We start from the raw sequence: 16,988 nt of genomic DNA, 5'->3' as shown, positions 1-16,988 counted from the left end.
GAGCGCAAGCGAAGTCGAGGGATCTCAGGCCCTGACTGAGCACAGACAAACAACGAGGTTGGACGGTTCATTGCAACCGCCCAACCTCGTCGCGTATGTCAACAACGACACAGCACTGCAGCTAGTCATTCTGATATCGCGTGATGTAGTGATCATACAGCTGTTGCCAGTCGGCAACTTGTTGCTCCCCTAAGAAGTGCCTCAAGACGGTACTTTGGTGCTTTCTGGAGGCACTTATTGTGGGAATTCTATAAAAAGTGCCATGAGGAGGCGTATTTTGGCGCGCTCGCGGCACTTATTGCGGAAGGTTATCCGAAAAGTGCCGCGAGGAGCCACGTTTTAGCTTGCTTGCGGCACTTATTGCGGAAAGTTCTGTGAAAAGTGCCGTCCGCTAGGGGCAAACTTATGGAGCAGTCAGTCTGTATGGACGTTAGGCGGCGAATAGGCGGCGTGATTCGGCTGATAGTGCGCGCCCGGCGAAGACCAGCAAGGCCAGCAGTACGATTGCGGCGCATAGTGCGCTGATGCGTGCCAGCAAATCCCACGGCACAACACCGAACCATGTCATCGCCCAAGGCAGTAGCGCGAGCACGATGGTCATAAGTGCGTATTTGGCGTAGCGCTCCACAAAACGTCGCCGCAACACTATCCACAGCACCACATCGAATGCCAACGTGACCATGGAGGCAATCGGCATCACGAATTCAGGCACCACGGCCTGCCGGGTGGCTATGAACCATATCAACGCCACCAATGGCAGCACCAATAGGAGCCGGCACAGCACACGCAGTGGGTCGGGTGCATGCACAATCGCATTATTCGTTACCAACCAGGCTACGACCAGTGTGACGCACGAGGCCATCAACATGTCGATGGGCATGGCGAACAGCGTGCCCAGAAACACCAGCAGCAGTGTGCCCACGCCGAAGACGAACAGGACGATGGCGGCGGCCAGCCGTCGTGGGCGCAAGTAGCGGTTTTGTTCAGGGAAGGGCGAAGGTGACGCCGGGCCAGACAATGCGGATTGGCACAGCGGGCAGCGGGCCAGTGGTCCGGTGAAATCGATATTGCAGGCCGGGCAATGTCTCATCACGCACGCTCCTTCTCAGGCAGACCATTTGCTGTGCCACGCGTTGCGTTGTCTGTTGCGTCTGTAGTATTCATTGCGCATGATGCATTGCTTGATGGTTTGGCTGTTGCATTCGACGTGGTCGTTATGCCGTTCGTATCGTCCGTTGTGTCCGCTGCACCGTCCATGATGCCGGCATGTTGCGCTTCGGCACCGGCGATATGCATGCGCACCTGCAATCCCAGTCCGGTGAGGGTGCGGCATAGGCCGCGCACGGCGTCAAGATCGGCAAGCGACGTGGAAATTCCGATGCTCAGGTCATTGCCGTAGGAGCAAGCCATGAAATTCAGGCCTTCCGGCGTTGTGGTCACGTTCAAGTCGCGCACATACGGTGCCATGGCATCGTCCAAACGCACACGCCCGATATTCGACATGGTGGTTGTGGTGCTGGCGGCGACGATACGACTGGCCAGCTCCAGCACCAGATCCTTGGCGGGGGAGGGCGACAGGCGCAGCAGCGGATTGCGTTCCAGTCGGATCATGCGGTTCGTGTGTGTCACCGCGCGCTCGCGCACCACGGCTGCCGCGAGCTGTGTGTTGATGCGCCGTGCGATGGTTTCCAATGATTCGTCCGTGTCGCCCGGCGTGTAGGCGACGAAGGTCAGACCGAAGAAGTTGCGCACGGTGCGCGAATCGAAGAAAGCTCTCAGATCGACGGGAATATCCACCCGAATCGCACGATTGCGTTGCCGCCGGGGCATGGAATCCCGGATGGCACCGATAATGGCCGCCACCAGCAGCGCGGTCAGCGTCACATCCATGCGATGCGCGATGCCCAGTGCGGCCCGCACATCAAGATGACATTCCATAAAAGTGGGGCGAGTGCGATCCCGGAGGCCGGCGATGCGATACAGTCGCGGCTTGTGAGCGTTCGATACGCCACCGTCCGTCGTGCTCTGTTGTGCATTCGCATTGTTGGCAGAAGCGGGAGAGTCGTTGGCAGAGCCCTCGGTAGACTTCCCGTCAGCCTCGGCAGCAGTATCAGTACCAGCATCAGCATCGCGATGATGCCGTGCCGCAGTGGCGTCGGACGGATCGTAGAATTTGGCGAACCCATCCTCAGCCTTTTGCGCGGCGGAACCGTCCAATCCCGCCGCCGCAGCCTCAATACCGTAGCGCACGTGTGCATACTCGTGCAGCAGGGCCTTGAACAATACCAACGCACCGCGTCCATCGGCGATCATATGCGACACCTCAAGGTTGATGCGCGCCTGATAATAGCTGACGCGCAGCAGGGGACTGTCGGGGCCGGTATGCAGCCTCGCGCATATGGGGTGCCGTTCAGGCTCGACCGCGGGCGTGCGTTCCGATTGCTCCAAATAGTGCCAGAAAAAACCGTTGCGCAGGTGAACGTTGAAACTGGGGAACACGGCGATCGTATGCTCCCACGCGGTTTGCAGCGCCGTCGGGTTCACGGGCTCGCTCATCGTGGCCGCGTACCGGAATACGGTTTGCGCGGAACGCCCGGCCTGTGAGGAATAGAATTTGCCGACGTTGTCTAGTCGATACCAGTTGCGTGGTCGGCGATCAGTATCGTGCGCCATGGCTCATCGCCTCCTTTGGTGCCACTGTCGTCAACGCCGCGCGATGAATCGATGTCGGATGAAGGCTCGCTATCAGCCGACGATTCGGTATGAGACACAGTCTCGCTGCCCAGTGAGGATTCATCGCTAGACAGCGGTTCACCATCGAGAAAATGCCGGATGAGACGATAGGTGTCGCGAATCAGTCCGCCCATCGCCGGCTGCAGAAAATAGCCATGGATGGCGTCATGGATCCGATAGCATTGCACATCGTTACCGGCCTCGGCCAAGCGTTGCGCATACGCCTCGTCCTCATCCCTCAGCGGGCAGTATTCGGCCGACATCATCAACGTGCGCGGCTGGCCGCTCAAATCATCGGCGCATAACGGGGTGAAATAAGGGTTGGTGAGATCGTTGGGCGAGGACGCATACAAATCCAAGTAACCGGCCATATCCTGCGCGGTCAACAGATAATCCTTGCCATTCTCCTGCACCGAGGCGAATGGGGAATCGTCGGAATAGTCGTTGCCCACCACCGGATACAGCAGGATTTGGGTGCGTGGAGTGAAATCGCCACGATCCTTGGCCATCAGCGACACCACAGCTGCCAGATTGCCACCGGCACTGTCGCCGAACAATACGATGTCATCTTCCGGCATATCGCCCAGCAGCTCGCCCGCATAGATGCGTCGAGCCACTTCATAGCAGTCTTCGGCGGGTATCGGGAAACGATGTTCGGGTGCGCGGCGGTAATCCACGGATAGCACACGACGAGAGGTTTCCACGGCCATGCGTGCGCAGCAGTCGTGATACAACTGCGCGCTGCCGGTCACCCAGCCGCCTCCGTGGAAGAAGACGATCAGACCGCGCGTCGCTTGTTCTCGCGGTATGAACAGACGCAACGGTACCCGATGGTTATCCGACATCTCAACGGACATGTCGCTGACCAGGCAGCGGGGATCCGGCGCGGCCAGCCATGAGGCCACATCTTCCAGCGTGCGTTGGAGACGATAGGCTTTAGTGGCTTCGGGCTTGAGCCTGCTGGCGGCCTTCATAGCGGCCATAATCGCTTTGTTGATGGGCATGTGGTCTTTCGGTAGTATCTGTTGGTTGTCGGCCAGTCGGGTTGCGGGCCGGGATTTGGTCGGTTGTCGGTTACTGGTTACCGACGGGGGAGGAGCTGCCGATTAGGGCCGCCGACCGGGGTCAACGGCCGGCCTGAACACTAATCGAGTTTGATATCGTCGCGCTCGGCGAGTTCGCTTTGTTCCTCGAACCACATGCGCTCAGCGGGATTGATATCGCGTAATTCCAACAGCTGCTGGTAGACGGGATACAACGCGCGCAGCCACGGGTACATCATGTACAGCGTATGTTCCGACTTATGCTTGCGCCAATGGTCGGGGTGCGCCTCGAACGTGTTCTTGAACCGCTTCATATACGTATGGAACGATTTGAAGGACGTGTCCATACGACGCGCGGAAATACCACAGATCATGCGCTTGCAATACACGGTTTTCATATCACGGCCCAACAAGTGCAGCGACAGATCCACATCCTCATGCATCACATCGGCCACATCACGGCACACTTCGGTGCGAATCGCCTGCCATGCGGAGGCACGCAACGCCATATTTGAACCAAACAACAACACCTGGCCACCGTCGGCACGATAGGAATGGCGACGCACATGATCGTCGCCCGCCAGTGAGGCGTGGCGAGCCGGCATATCGTAATAGGTCACCGGTCCAGTGGCACCCATGGCGCGCGGATCCTCGGTGAACACGCCGGAAACGATCTCCACCCAATCGGGCTTGAGCATGCAGTCAGCATCCACGCGGCCAAGAATATCGCCCGTGGCATGGTCGAACCCATAGTTGCGCGTCGGAATCAACCCCTGTTCGGCATCCTGATGCAGCAACTTCACCGGCGTTTCAGGGTGTTCGGCGATGAACTGTTCAACAATGGCGCAGGTATCATCGGTTGAACGGTTATCCACCACCAACACCTCGTGGGGCATCACGGTCTGGCGCGTGGCATTGGTCAGACAGTCGCGGATGCGTTCGGATTCGTTCCACGCGGGAATGATAATCGAAACGTTGAGCATGCCTACCACAATAGAAAGCCGGGTGTACGCCACGCTCCTCGCTACAATGGGAAGGCATGAGCGAAAAAGCATATGCAAACCGCGCAACAGGCGATCGAATGGCAGCCACAAGCGCCGGCACCGCCGAAGGCGACGAACAGAAGCTGGACCTCGGCACACTCTTCCCCGCCAAGGGCGATTCACGCCGCCCACCGGAATGGTTTGGTCGCGCCCTGCTGTATGTGGCCATCGCCATCGTCGTGTTCTCGTTCTGCTGGCGTTCGTGGGGCGACATCTCCTACCTGGTGCTCGACATCATCATCTCTCTGTTCCTAGCGCTCGCCGTCGAACCGCTGGTGGTGTCGCTGGTGAGCCACGGCTGGAAGCGTGGCGCTGCCTCCGCGTTCTCGCTGGTGATGCTCGCGGTGGTGATTTGCGTACTGCTGACGCTGTTCGGCAACATGTTCGTGCAGCAGATGATCGCCATGGTTCGCGGAATCCCGGCCATGTATGATCAGATCCGCGATTTCACCGAACAATATTTCGCGTTCCATCTGCCGCCGGAAATCAACAGCCTCGGTTCTGAAATCCTCAATAATATCCAAACCTCGTGGGTCACCGATTTTGCTGGCACTGCGCTGAGCACGGTGGGCGGACTGTTCTCCTTCCTGCTGAACCTGATGACCGTGGTGATGACCACCTATTACATTTCCGCGTCCGGACCCAAGATGCGCCGCTCCTTCTGCCAGTGGCTCGCTCCTGCCACCCAACGCCGTTTTCTGCTGGTGTGGACCGTGGCACAGGATCAGATCTCATCCTTCCTGTTCTCCCGTTCGATTCTGGCGCTGATCAATGCCGCCTGCACCGCAGTATTCCTTGAGGTGCTGCATGTGCCCTACTGGCTGCCGCTGGCACTGTTCTGCGGCGTTGTCTCCCAGTTCATTCCCACGGTTGGTACCTATATCGGCGGCGCTTTGCCGGTGCTGTTCGCGTTGGGCAACCGGGGTTGGCCGTACGCTGTTGCGGTGTTGGTGTTCATCGTTGTCTACCAGCAGATTGAAAACCTGATTCTTTCCCCGCGCATTTCCCAGCGCACCATGGATATCAACGCGGCCATCGCCTTCCTCGCCGTGCTGGCTTTCGGCTCGCTGTTCGGCGCGCTTGGCGCCTTCCTTGCCCTGCCGATCACCGCCTCTCTGCAGGTTATTTTCCGCGCCTACACCAGAAGGTATGAGCTGGTTGATTCGCCGCTGATGAACGATCCGGTGGGTGAGAAGAAGTCGAAGATCGTCGAGGCAACCGAAGCGATCGGTGAACATGTGATGCATCCGTTCGGTGAGCATATGCCGCGCGCCGCCAAGGGATCCAGCAGCCGCGTGCCCATGGACGAGGAGATTCGGCGTTTGCAGGAACAGCTGTACGGCATCCCTGCGCATGATGGTGCGCAGGAATCCGATGATGAGGAATCCGCTACGGTGGCCATTCCCCAGGGTGTGTTGCACGGCAACGCTGGTGCCGGTTTGGCCGGACTGAAAGGTGCCGGCGACGCAACCGACGATAACGGTTCTGCCGAAGCACGTGAGGGTTCAGCTGCACAAGCTGAAGAATCCACTGCCGAACGAGCTGCCGAGAATAACGAGAATAATTCGAGCAATCCGAGAGCCGGGTGGCGCTGATGGCGATTCTGAGCGTTCTCGACGTCTTGCTGTTCATCGTCGGCGCAGCCGGCATGCTGTATCAGGGTGCGTGCATTCTGATCGGACTGTTCTCCAAACCGGTGCGTTTCCCAGACGCCCCAATGAACAAGCGTTACGCGGTGCTTATTTCCGCACGTAACGAATCGAAGGTGATTGCCAACCTCATCGGTTCGATTCGTGCGCAAACCTATCCGTCGCGTCTGATTGACATCTGGTTGGTGGCCGACAACTGCACCGACAACACCGCCGACGTGGCTCGTTCGCTTGATTGCAATGTGATTGAACGGCATAACACCGAACTGATTGGCAAGGGCTATGCGCTGACTTATCTGCTCAACTCGATGATTGAATCTGGTGCAGCCGACCCCTATGACGCGTTTTTCGTGTTCGACGCGGACAACAAGCTTGACAAGCATTACTTCGAAGAGATGAACAAGGCCTTCCAGTCAGGATTTAAGATTCTGACCAGCTACCGCAATTCGGTGAACCTCAACGACAACTGGGTGTCTTCCGGTTCGGCCCTCTGGTTCATCCGCGAATCACGCTTCCTGTCGAACTCACGTATGATTATCGGCTCGTCGTGCCATGTGGGCGGCACCGGATTCATGTTCTCACAGGAGGTTATGCGCCGCAATAAGGGCTGGAAATTCCATCTGATGACCGAAGATCTCGAATTCACCATGGATTCAATTCTGCACGGCGACCGCATCGGCTACTGCGGCAGCGCGATCCTCTATGACGAGCAGCCGGTCAGCTTCGCCCAAAGCTGGCGGCAGCGACTGCGCTGGAGCAAGGGATTCCTGCAAGTGTTCCGCTACTACGGCAGCGCGTTGATCAAACGCGCGGTGCGCGAACGTGACTTCTCCTGCATCGATTTCACACTGCTGCTGTGCCCGTTCACTCTGCTCGGCATCATCCGTACTGTGTTGGGATTGCTGTTCGCCGCTTTCGGATTCGTCACTTGGTCGAGCCAGTTCGGCTCCCTATCCGGATGGATCAACATGATTGTGATGGCGGTGCTGGGCATGATGGCATTGGCCGCCCTGACCATCATCGTGGAGCGTGACCAGATCGGCGCGACCAACAAGGAGCTGCTTGCTTATGTGCTGAGCTTCCCGATCTACATGTTCAGCTATGTGCCGATTTCCTTCCAAGCCATTTTCGCCAAAGCGCAATGGAAGCCCATCGAGCATAAGGGGTGAATGAACGAAGGAGTGAATGAACTGCGGGCAAACAATATTGACAAATCCGCCCGGATTGTTCGCAATGGGCTAGGCTGGGAATATGACTAACGACGCATCGCAGCCATCCGTTCAATTCCAGCCTGTGCAGGCTATGCCGCCCGCACAACCCGTACCGCCTGCACAGCCCGTGCCGTTCTTCCCGCCGGATCCGACTGCGGCCGTGTCAATCCGCGGCCTGTATAAGCGTTTCGAGAACAATATCGCCGTCAACGGCCTGGCACTCGATATTCCGGTCGGCTCGTTCTATGGTCTGGTCGGCCCCAACGGTGCCGGCAAAACCACCACACTCAACATGCTCACCGGCTTGCTTAAGCCCGATGCCGGCACGGCAATGATTCTCGGCGCCGACGTATGGAGCGATGTGAACCGCGCCAAACGCTCCATCGGTGTGATGCCGCAGGTCGATCAGATTTTCGATCGACTCACCGGCCTGCAACTGCTGGTATACGCCGGTATGCTGCGCGGCATGCCCCGCGACGAAGTAACGCGTCGCGCCAACGACCTGCTGACGGCCTTTGACTTGGCGCAGGCGGCCAACACGATGGTGATGGACTATTCCTCCGGCATGACCAAGAAGATCTGCCTGGCTTGTGCGATGATTCACAGCCCGCGCATTCTGGTGCTCGACGAGCCATTCGAATCCGTCGATCCGGTTTCCAGCGCGAATCTAAAAGACATCCTCATCGAATATGCGGCCACCGGCGGCACGGTGATCATCTCCTCCCATGTGATGGCACTGGTCGAAAAGATGTGCACGCATGTGGCGATTATCAATCACGGGCAAGTGTGCGCGGCCGGCACCGTCGAACAGGTGGCGGCCGGCGAGGAATTAGAGGATCGATTCCTGCAACTGGTTGGCGGACGTCACGCCGCTGCCAAAATCGACTGGCTCGACGGTGGCCAGGATGAAGCCTCCACCACCCAGGAGCAGCAAGCATGACGGGGAATATACAAAAAACCATGCAGCCAGTGCTCACCCTGGTGCGTTTGCGCTGGGCACTGACCTTCGCCGCCATGCGCAAATCGGTGTGGCAGACCGTTGGCTATGCCATCTGCTGGGTGCTCGCGGCAGGATTGGTTATTGGCGCTGGTATCGCTGGTATTGTGCTCGGCGAAGGCCCTGCGCTGCTGTCTCGTGGAACGCTCAGCGTTCCTGAGATGCAGATGCGAATGCTGATGTTTTTGCTGGTATTCCGCTGCGTCATGGTGATTGGTGGTGCATGCGCCGCCCTGTTCGTGATATTGGTGCAGGTGATGTACATCGGCGAAGGTTCAACCATGAACCCCGGCAAATTCGCGCTGTATGGCATTGCCGATCGCACACTCAGCCTTGGCCTGCTGGCCTCAGGATTGGCCGGCATACCAGCCATCGCCGCCACTCTGGCGCTGATTGCGTTCGCGCCCGCCTACCGTTGGCTGGGCGCGGGGGCGGTGGTAACGGCTGTTATCGCCGCACCGCTGGCCATCATAACGCTGATGAGCCTGTCGAAACTGGTCATTGCCTTGTCCACCACACTGGTCACCTCGCAACGCGGCAAGAACGCGTTCTACATCATCGTGATCATACTGTTCATCGTCATCTGCCAGATGCCCAATGTCATGGTCAACGGTACGGGCTTTGCCGTCGATCCAGCTGCCGCCGACGCACTGGCCGGAGCATTGGCGTTCACGCCCTTGGGTGCGGCCTTCCAACTGCCATTCGACGTGTTGTACGGCAATTGGTCGGGGCTGATTATCCGCTTGGCTATTCTGGCCCTGACCTGGTGGCTGTGCCTGCTGGGAAGCACCTGGTGCCTGAAACATGAGCGCCTCACCATTGGTGCCACGCATGCTTCGGCCGGCAAAACCAGAGGCATTGGCGTATTCGCCCATATGCCTGACAGCGTTTCCGGCGCGATTAGCGGCCGTATTATCGCGTATCTGCGCCACGATCCACGCCAATCAGTGATCATGCTGATGCCTTTGCTGTTCGTATTCGTTTTCGCTCTGCAACAGCACGGCATCACCGCCATTTTGTGGCAGTCTCTGCTGTGGGGCGGCGTATTCATGATGTTCTGCGAAAGTAACGGACTGGCCTATGACGGTCGCGGCTTCGCCATGGAAGTGCTCGCCGGTGTCAGAGGCAAGGACGACCGTCTCGCCCGCGTGCGCGTGCAGGGTGTGTTCGCCACCGTCTATCTGTTGGTGCTGGCGTTGGCTTTGTTGGTGTTCACCGGCGACTGGCGTTCACCTGACACTCTGTCTATGGCCGTTGCCTTCACTGCAGCCGGATTAGGATGCGCCTATGCCGGTCTGGGACTGGCCGAAGTGATATCCGTGGTGCTGATGTATCCCGTGCCAGCCATTGACCGCCCGTTCTCCAATCCGCAGGGCGGCGCTGTGGCACAGGGATTCTTCCCGCTGGTCTATATGCTCGGCTCCATACTGCTTATGTTGCCCACGGGTATCGTCGCCATCGTGCTGGCGGTTACCGGTGTGGCGGCTATGGGGTGGATTGTTGCCGTCGTCGCGCTGGCCAACGGCATTGGCGGCCTTGTTTTGGGAATATGGTTGGGCGGCAAACTGTTGGATGAGCGCATGGTAGCAATCGTCGCCACCCTGGAGTCGTTTGCCTCGCTGCAGAAGTAGCGGAATACAAGCCGCAAACAATCAAACAACACCGGCAGCAAGCCATAGAAGTAGTAGGGGCGATCAGGTGCGGTCAATCCGTCGCCGTAGGCTGTTGCGCACAACAAGCGAAACACGCACAACAAGCGAAGGAGAGTCAAGCGTTGGCATCCGCAGCGGTTGCACGCCGAGGGCGTCGCTCTTCCAGACGTCGGTCCCGCGGCGTGCTGCGTCGTCCGATTGTAGTGACGGTTTCGGCGCTGACCACCATCGCCCTATTCGTGGGCTATTGCATCGGTGACATTACCGACGTGATTCCCGGCCCGCTCACCCTCGCTGCCGTATCGGTGCCGGTTTACGGCGATCCCGAACAAGCCAAGACTGCGGGCACTATCGTCGGCGATCTCGACCTCACCAAAACCATTGATTCTGAGGCTGCCGCAAAGCTGGTGAACAGTCTGCTCACCGCCGAGGGCGTCGGCAGCGACACGTCGGTGATTATCACCGACGCTCAAGGCAATGTGGCCGCCGAACATGAGGCAGGTACCCCGCGTGAGCCGGCTTCCACGATGAAAACGCTGACCGCGCTGGCTGCATCCTCCACGCTTGATATGTCGTCCACGCTCGACACGCAAACCTTCCTCAGCCAGAACGCCGACGGCACCAACGTGCTTACCATCAAAGGCAACGGCGATATGCTACTATCCGCCGGCACCAACGATCCGGAGCACACCAACGGCAGGGCTGGCTTGGGATCGCTGGCGCAATCCACGGCCGCAGCTCTCGCACAGCGCGGCATTACCGCCGTGCGATTGCACTACGACGACACCCTGTTCGGCACTGTGCGACTGCCTGACGCGTTGGTGGACGCCGGCTACACCATGTATGCCACGCCCGTCTCGTCAATGGCCATCGACGGTGGCCGCCAATATACGGCTGACACGCCCGCGCCGGCCGACCCGGACGACTCGCCCGGATACCCGGAACTTTCCCAGAACACGGCAGTCGACGTGGTTTCGACATTCGTGCGATTGTTGGGCGAGCAGGGCATCACAGTGGAAGGGGAGCCATCGGCCGGCACAGCGCCGGACGGACTTTCGCCGATCGCATCGGTCAGCTCCGCCACCTTGGCCGAAATCATGGCCTACACCCTGCGGCATTCGGATAACACGTTGGCCGAGGAATTCGGCCGGCTCACGGCGCTGGCTGCAGGTCAGGAGAATTCGCCGAAAGGTGCCACAGCAGCGGTTCGCGCCGCACTGAACCAGCTTGGCATCGACACCACGGGCCTGACCATGGCCGATTGCTCGGGATTGTCGGACGGCTCAAGCCTGACCGTGCGCACCTTGGTGGCCGTGCAGCAGCATAACCTTAAAGCCGGTTCTGGTGCGGCCGCAGCCGAAGGACTGTCAGTGTCGGGGCTTACGGGCACCGCCTCCAACCGATACACGGATGATGACGCGGCAGGCCTGCTGCGCGTCAAAACCGGCAGCCTCGGCACCGTGACCTCGATGGCCGGCAACGTATCGCGCACGAACGGGGGGGCGTTGGCTTTCGCCGTCGTCGTCAATAATCCCGACGACATGACCGCCGCCCGCGCCGCCATCGACGCATTCATCACCGCACTGGTCAAACTGTAAAAGCTTGCAGCCTTTCTTCAGCAAGTTGCCAGAAACACGTCATTCGCATATGCCAAGATAGAGCGCATGCGAATCGCTGATGTTGAGGAAGATATCGACCACGAGTTGGTCAGCAAAGAACAGATCGACGCGATAATCCATACGGTCGCGGCCCAAGTGAGCCACGATTACGCGGGCAAGAATCCGCTGGTTATCGCCGTGCTCAAGGGGGCAGTGAACACCTTGGTGGCGTTCACGCAGGCCTTAAGCATTCCGGTGCAGATCGACTTTATGAGCTTGTCCAGCTATGGTTCGGGTACCGTGTCGAGCGGCGAAGTGGTAGTGCGCCAGGATTTGAGCGCCGATGTTCGCGGCCGGCACATTCTGATCGTCGAAGATATTATTGATTCGGGACGCACGCTCGCATGGCTGGTCGAGGAGCTGAAACGCCGCGGTGCAGCCTCCGTGGAGGTGTTCGCACTGCTGAGCAAGCCCTCCCGCCGTGAGGTGGATGTGGATGTGAAGTACTCCGGCTATGAGATTCCGGACGAGTTTGTGGTGGGGTTCGGACTCGACTACGACGAACGCTACCGCAACCTCGATTCGATCGCAGTCCTCAAGCCGTCCGTGTACCAAGGAGAATAGCGCATGAGTTTCCCCCAGGGGCCAGGAAACGGGAACAACCCGAATCCGAATAACCCGAACAACAACAGAAATAACGGTAACCCGTTCAATAATCCGTTCAACCGTGGCAATGGCGGCAACAACGGCAATCGCAACGGCAACAGCAACGAGAACCGCCCGGTCTGGCAGTCGCCGTGGCTGTGGGGCGCGATTCTGGTGGTTATGTGCGTGCTGATGTTCCAGATGTTCGCCGGAACCGGCACCAAAACCATCGACACCAAGGATGGTTTCGCCTTGCTTAAGGACGGCAAGGCCGATTACGCCGAAATCACTGACAACAAGCAGGTAGTGCGTCTTGAACTGAAGGCCGACTTCAGCAAAACCGATTCGAAGACCGGCAAAACCACCAACTACGGCAAGAACGTGCAGTTCTACTACACCTTCGCCCAAGGTGCGCAGGTGGCGCAGACGGTGGAGAAGGCCGACCTGTCGCGCGGTTGGACCTCGAATATTCAGCAGACCAGCATGGTCAGCTATCTGATCAGTTCGATACTGCCATTCCTGATTTTCTTCGGTCTGTTCTGGTTCCTGATGAGCCGCATGGGCGGTGCTTCGGGCATGTTCGGCATGGGTGGCAAGAAGAACTCCGGCAAGCTGCTTGAAGGCCAGACCCCCACCACCAAGTTCGCCGACGTGGCCGGCGAGGACGAGGCCGTGGCCGAAGTCGAAGAAATCAAGGACTTTTTGAAAGATCCGTCCAAATACAAGGCGCTGGGCGCGCGCATTCCGCGCGGTGTGCTGTTGTATGGCCCTCCTGGCACCGGTAAGACGCTGCTGGCCCGTGCCATCGCAGGCGAGGCAGGTGTGCCGTTCTATTCCATGGCTGGCTCCGACTTCGTTGAAATGTTCGTCGGCTTGGGTGCCTCTCGTGTGCGTGACCTGTTCGACGAGGCGAAGAAGAATGCTCCGGCCATTATCTTCATCGACGAGATTGATGCTGTCGGCCGCAAGCGTGGCTCCGGCATGGGTGGCGGCCACGACGAGCGTGAGCAGACCCTGAATCAGCTGCTCGTCGAAATGGACGGCTTCAACAACGACACCAACCTCATCATCATCGCCGCCACCAACCGTCCTGATGTGCTTGACCCGGCACTGCTGCGCCCGGGCCGTTTCGACCGTCAGGTGGGCGTGGCCGCTCCTGATCTCGAAGGCCGTGAGGCGATTCTGAAGGTGCATGCCAAGGGCAAGCCCTTCGTGCCGGACGTCGATTTGCATATGGTCGCCGTGCGCACGCCGGGCTTCACCGGTGCCGATCTGGCCAACGTGCTTAACGAAGCCGCACTGCTGTGCGCTCGTGCCGGTGCCCAGCTGATCGATAACCGTGCCATTGACGAGGCTATCGACCGTGTGCAGGCCGGCCCGAAGAAGAAGTCCAAGGGCATGGCGCTCGACGAGCTGCGCAACACCGCTTACCACGAGGGTGGCCATGCGCTGGTCGCCGCAGCCCTTAACGACACCGATCCGGTGACCAAGGTGACGATTCTGCCGCGTGGCCGTGCCTTGGGCTACACCGCTGTGATGCCGACCGCCGACCGATATTCGCAGTCGCGTAACCAGCTGCTCGACCAGATGGCCTACGCGATGGGCGGACGCACCGCCGAAGAGATCGTGTTCCACGATCCGACCACCGGTGCCTCCAACGATATTGAGAAGGCCACGGCCATCGCCCGCACCATGGTGACGCAGTACGGCTTCTCCACCAAGCTTGGCGCAATCAAGTGGGCGGATGACGACGAACAGACCACCGTGATGGATGGCCTGCAGCCGCGCAAGTACTCCGACCGCACCGCCGAAGTGATCGACGATGAAGTGTTGAAGCTTGTGGAAACCGCGCACACCGAAGCGTGGACCATCATCAACGAGAACCGTGACGTGCTTGACGAACTTGTGCGTCAGCTGCTCGTCAAGGAGACGTTGAACGAAAAGGAGCTGGCTGCAATCTTCGCCAACGTGAAGAAAGCACCGAAGCGTGAGGTGTGGCTGTCCAACAACCTGCGCCCCGACTCTGACAAGCCGCCGGTCGAAATCCCCGATTCGCTGAAGCGTTCGGTGGGCATGCAACCGGGCGAATAACGCCATTCAGGCCCGTGCCGCAAGGCCGGGCCTGTTTACTTTTGTAGAGCCTCATGTCTTCTGTGATGGCAGGTGAAGGAGCCGGTGCAAACCGGTAGAGGGAGAGCATAATGACGCAAGAGAATATCTCACAGCCGGCTGCTGTGGCATCGGGCGTGACGGAACAGGCCACCCGGCCGCATCCTGTTGCACATCCTGTTGATGAACAGGCCGTGCGCACAGCCGTGCGCATGTACCTGGAGGCCATCGGCGAGGATCCCGACCGCGAAGGACTGCGTGACACCCCGGATCGCATCGCCCGCGCCTCCAAGGAGCTATTCGCCGGACTGTCCGCCTCACCCGCGGACGTGCTGGAGAAGCACTTCGACGTGGCCACCGACGAACTGGTGCTGGTCAAGAACATCGAACTGTATTCGGTGTGCGAGCATCATCTGCTGCCATTCCATGGCGTGGCGCATGTGGGCTACATTCCCGATAAGAACGGTGTGATGGGCCTGAGCAAACTGGCCCGTCTGGTTGAGGTGTACGCCCGTCGCCCGCAGGTGCAGGAGCGGCTCACCCAGCAGATCGCCGACGCACTGGTCGATTATGCGGGTGCGCGCGGCGTGATTGTGGTAACCGAATGCGAGCACCTATGCATGTCGATGCGCGGCGTCAAGAAGTCCGAAGCGCGCACGGTCACTTCCGCGGTGCGCGGAATGCTGCGCAACCCCGCCACCCGCGCCGAAGCCATGAGCCTGATTATGCAAAGCCGTTGAACGTGAACCTGCCAGTCTGCCCGCAGGCGATGCCCCAGATATTTAAGGTGTAGACATGAAGGCGGCAGTCGAACCACTATGATGCCGGCCAGTCGCTCAAGACCGGTCGGCGGCAAAGGACACAATATGACGAATCTGCAAGCATTGCATGACAATCCGAACACGATGGTGATGGGCGTGCTGAACATCACCGAGGATTCCTTCTCGGACGGAGGCCTGTGGCTCGACCCGGACGCCGCTGTGCGCCATGGCCGTGACATGATGGCCGCCGGCGCGGACATTATCGATATCGGTGCGGAATCCACGCGCCCTGGTGCCAAGCGCGTCTCCGAGGCCGACGAGCTGGCCCGCATCACCGGCGCGGTAAAGGCCCTGATGCCGGCTAATCCAGTGCTGTCCATCGACACCACGCGCGCTTCGGTGGCCGCCGCCGCGCTTGAGGAAGGTGCACAGATCATCAATGATGTGTCCGGCGGCACGCTGGATGCTGAATTGCCGCACGTCGTGGCTGACCATGACTGCTTGTATATCGTGCAGCATTGGCGTGGCTGGCTCGCCGGCTCCAAGGGCGCGACGCCGGACATGGACACCTCGGTGTACGAGCACGGTGTACTCAAGGATGTCTACGACGAGGTTATGCATCAGGTCGATGGTGTGCTGGCCGTGGGTGTGCAGCCCGAACGGATCGTTATTGATCCGGGCCTAGGGTTCTCCAAGCCGGGCATTGAACATAATCTGCCGTTGCTGGTCGGCTTGGATACGTTTAGGGCATCCGGCTACCCGGTGCTGATCGGCCAGTCGCGCAAGCGCTTCATCGGCGCGATGCTTACCGACGCCGGCTATCAGGCACCGGCTGAGAATAGCGCAGCAGCGAATGATGTGACTGCTCCCAGCGGGCTGACGCTGGATCTTGAAGCCAAGGACAATGTCACCGCGGCGTTGTCTGCGCTGTGCGCCGAGCATGGCGCATGGGCCGTGCGCGTGCACGATGTGCCGCGCAGCCGCGCAGCCGTTATCGCCGGCAATATCTGGCGCGCCTACAGCAAGTAATCCCAAGCAGCCCGTTCATTCGCAGCACCGCGCCTAGTGCGTCTCCTCTATGGAGGGACGAGGGACCAATCGGGCACACGAATCGGCAGAAAGAAGCATATTATGACCGACACCATCACCCTGACCGGCGTGCGTGCCAATGGCACGCATGGTGTGCTCGATTTCGAGCATGAACGCGCCCAGCCTTTTATCGTGGATGCGGTGCTGTATCTTGACCTGGCTGCAGCCGGGCGCAGCGACGCATTGAACGATACCGTTGATTATGGGCGCGCGGCCAAGGCGATTGTCGAAGTCATCGAAGGTGCGCATGTCGATCTGATCGAACGCTTGGCTCAGCTGATCGCCGACCGGATCCTTGACATCGAACCCGTTACCGCGGTTGACGTCACTGTGCATAAGCCGCATGCGCCCATCACCGTACCGTTCGACGACGTGGCCGTCAGTATTTCGCGCACCCGCGCTACGACTGGCCGTGCCGCAGCTGGTACAGATACCGCTGTAAGCAACGCAGACATCAG

Annotated in this window: 13 protein-coding genes and 1 pseudogene; 10 read left to right on the top strand and 4 right to left on the bottom strand. The window is 59.4% G+C overall.

Going from position 1 to position 16,988, the window contains the following annotated elements:
* Positions 1 to 430 precede the first annotated feature (430 nt).
* From G1C95_RS04635 to G1C95_RS04620, 4 genes are all read right to left on the bottom strand, one after another.
* Complete coding sequence (locus G1C95_RS04635; RefSeq protein ID WP_169171775.1) at positions 431 to 1,090, bottom strand: DUF6320 domain-containing protein; 660 nt, start codon at positions 1,088 to 1,090, stop codon at positions 431 to 433.
* The gene (locus tag G1C95_RS04630) at positions 1,090 to 2,673 is read right to left on the bottom strand and encodes a phthiocerol/phthiodiolone dimycocerosyl transferase family protein (protein WP_169171774.1); all 1,584 of its coding nucleotides are present in this window, start codon (positions 2,671 to 2,673) and stop codon (positions 1,090 to 1,092) included. Before G1C95_RS04630 ends, G1C95_RS04635 begins: the two co-directional genes overlap by 1 nt.
* The gene (locus tag G1C95_RS04625) at positions 2,628 to 3,737 is read right to left on the bottom strand and encodes an alpha/beta hydrolase (protein WP_169171773.1); all 1,110 of its coding nucleotides are present in this window, start codon (positions 3,735 to 3,737) and stop codon (positions 2,628 to 2,630) included. Before G1C95_RS04625 ends, G1C95_RS04630 begins: the two co-directional genes overlap by 46 nt.
* Positions 3,738 to 3,877: 140 nt before the next feature.
* Positions 3,878 to 4,759 (bottom strand): glycosyltransferase family 2 protein, encoded by an 882-nt coding sequence (locus G1C95_RS04620; RefSeq protein ID WP_169171772.1) that lies wholly within the window; start codon positions 4,757 to 4,759, stop codon positions 3,878 to 3,880.
* A 56-nt stretch (positions 4,760 to 4,815) separates the two neighbouring features.
* Between G1C95_RS04620 and G1C95_RS04615 the strand changes: the two genes are divergently transcribed.
* The 10 genes and pseudogenes from G1C95_RS04615 to folB form a co-directional block, all read left to right on the top strand.
* Positions 4,816 to 6,414 carry an AI-2E family transporter gene (locus G1C95_RS04615; RefSeq protein ID WP_169171771.1) on the top strand — a complete coding sequence of 533 codons (1,599 nt, stop codon included), beginning with the start codon at positions 4,816 to 4,818 and terminating at the stop codon, positions 6,412 to 6,414.
* Entirely contained in the window at positions 6,414 to 7,637 is a 1,224-nt protein-coding gene (locus G1C95_RS04610; protein WP_169171770.1) for a glycosyltransferase family 2 protein, read from the top strand. Before G1C95_RS04615 ends, G1C95_RS04610 begins: the two co-directional genes overlap by 1 nt.
* Positions 7,638 to 7,770: 133 nt before the next feature.
* Positions 7,771 to 8,619 carry an ABC transporter ATP-binding protein gene (locus G1C95_RS04605; protein ID WP_240947438.1) on the top strand — a complete coding sequence of 283 codons (849 nt, stop codon included), beginning with the start codon at positions 7,771 to 7,773 and terminating at the stop codon, positions 8,617 to 8,619.
* Between the two features lie 20 nt (positions 8,620 to 8,639).
* Entirely contained in the window at positions 8,640 to 10,307 is a 1,668-nt protein-coding gene (locus G1C95_RS04600; protein WP_169171861.1) for an ABC transporter permease, read from the top strand.
* Between the two features lie 143 nt (positions 10,308 to 10,450).
* The gene (locus G1C95_RS04595) at positions 10,451 to 11,926 is read left to right on the top strand and encodes a D-alanyl-D-alanine carboxypeptidase/D-alanyl-D-alanine-endopeptidase (RefSeq protein ID WP_169171768.1); all 1,476 of its coding nucleotides are present in this window, start codon (positions 10,451 to 10,453) and stop codon (positions 11,924 to 11,926) included.
* A gap of 66 nt (positions 11,927 to 11,992) precedes the next feature.
* Positions 11,993 to 12,550, top strand: a complete 558-nt coding sequence (gene hpt, locus G1C95_RS04590) for a hypoxanthine phosphoribosyltransferase (RefSeq protein ID WP_169171767.1) — start codon at positions 11,993 to 11,995, stop codon at positions 12,548 to 12,550.
* Between the two features lie 3 nt (positions 12,551 to 12,553).
* Positions 12,554 to 14,662, top strand: a complete 2,109-nt coding sequence (gene ftsH, locus G1C95_RS04585) for an ATP-dependent zinc metalloprotease FtsH (protein WP_169171766.1) — start codon at positions 12,554 to 12,556, stop codon at positions 14,660 to 14,662.
* Between the two features lie 110 nt (positions 14,663 to 14,772).
* On the top strand, positions 14,773 to 15,420 hold the full coding sequence (gene folE / locus G1C95_RS04580; RefSeq protein ID WP_169171765.1) for a GTP cyclohydrolase I FolE: 648 nt from the start codon (positions 14,773 to 14,775) through the stop codon (positions 15,418 to 15,420).
* A 78-nt stretch (positions 15,421 to 15,498) separates the two neighbouring features.
* A complete protein-coding gene (gene folP, locus G1C95_RS04575) occupies positions 15,499 to 16,470 on the top strand; it encodes a dihydropteroate synthase (RefSeq protein ID WP_417852253.1) in 972 nt (323 codons plus the stop codon).
* Between the two features lie 102 nt (positions 16,471 to 16,572).
* A pseudogene (folB, locus tag G1C95_RS12775) lies at positions 16,573 to 16,935 on the top strand (dihydroneopterin aldolase); the annotation flags it as partial.
* Positions 16,936 to 16,988 lie beyond the last annotated feature (53 nt).

This window comes from Bifidobacterium oedipodis, from assembly GCF_012932425.1.
Lineage (GTDB): Bacteria > Actinomycetota > Actinomycetes > Actinomycetales > Bifidobacteriaceae > Bifidobacterium > Bifidobacterium oedipodis.
The sequence above is the reverse complement of the archived record's forward strand: the minus strand, read 5'-3'. Positions and strand labels throughout refer to the sequence as shown.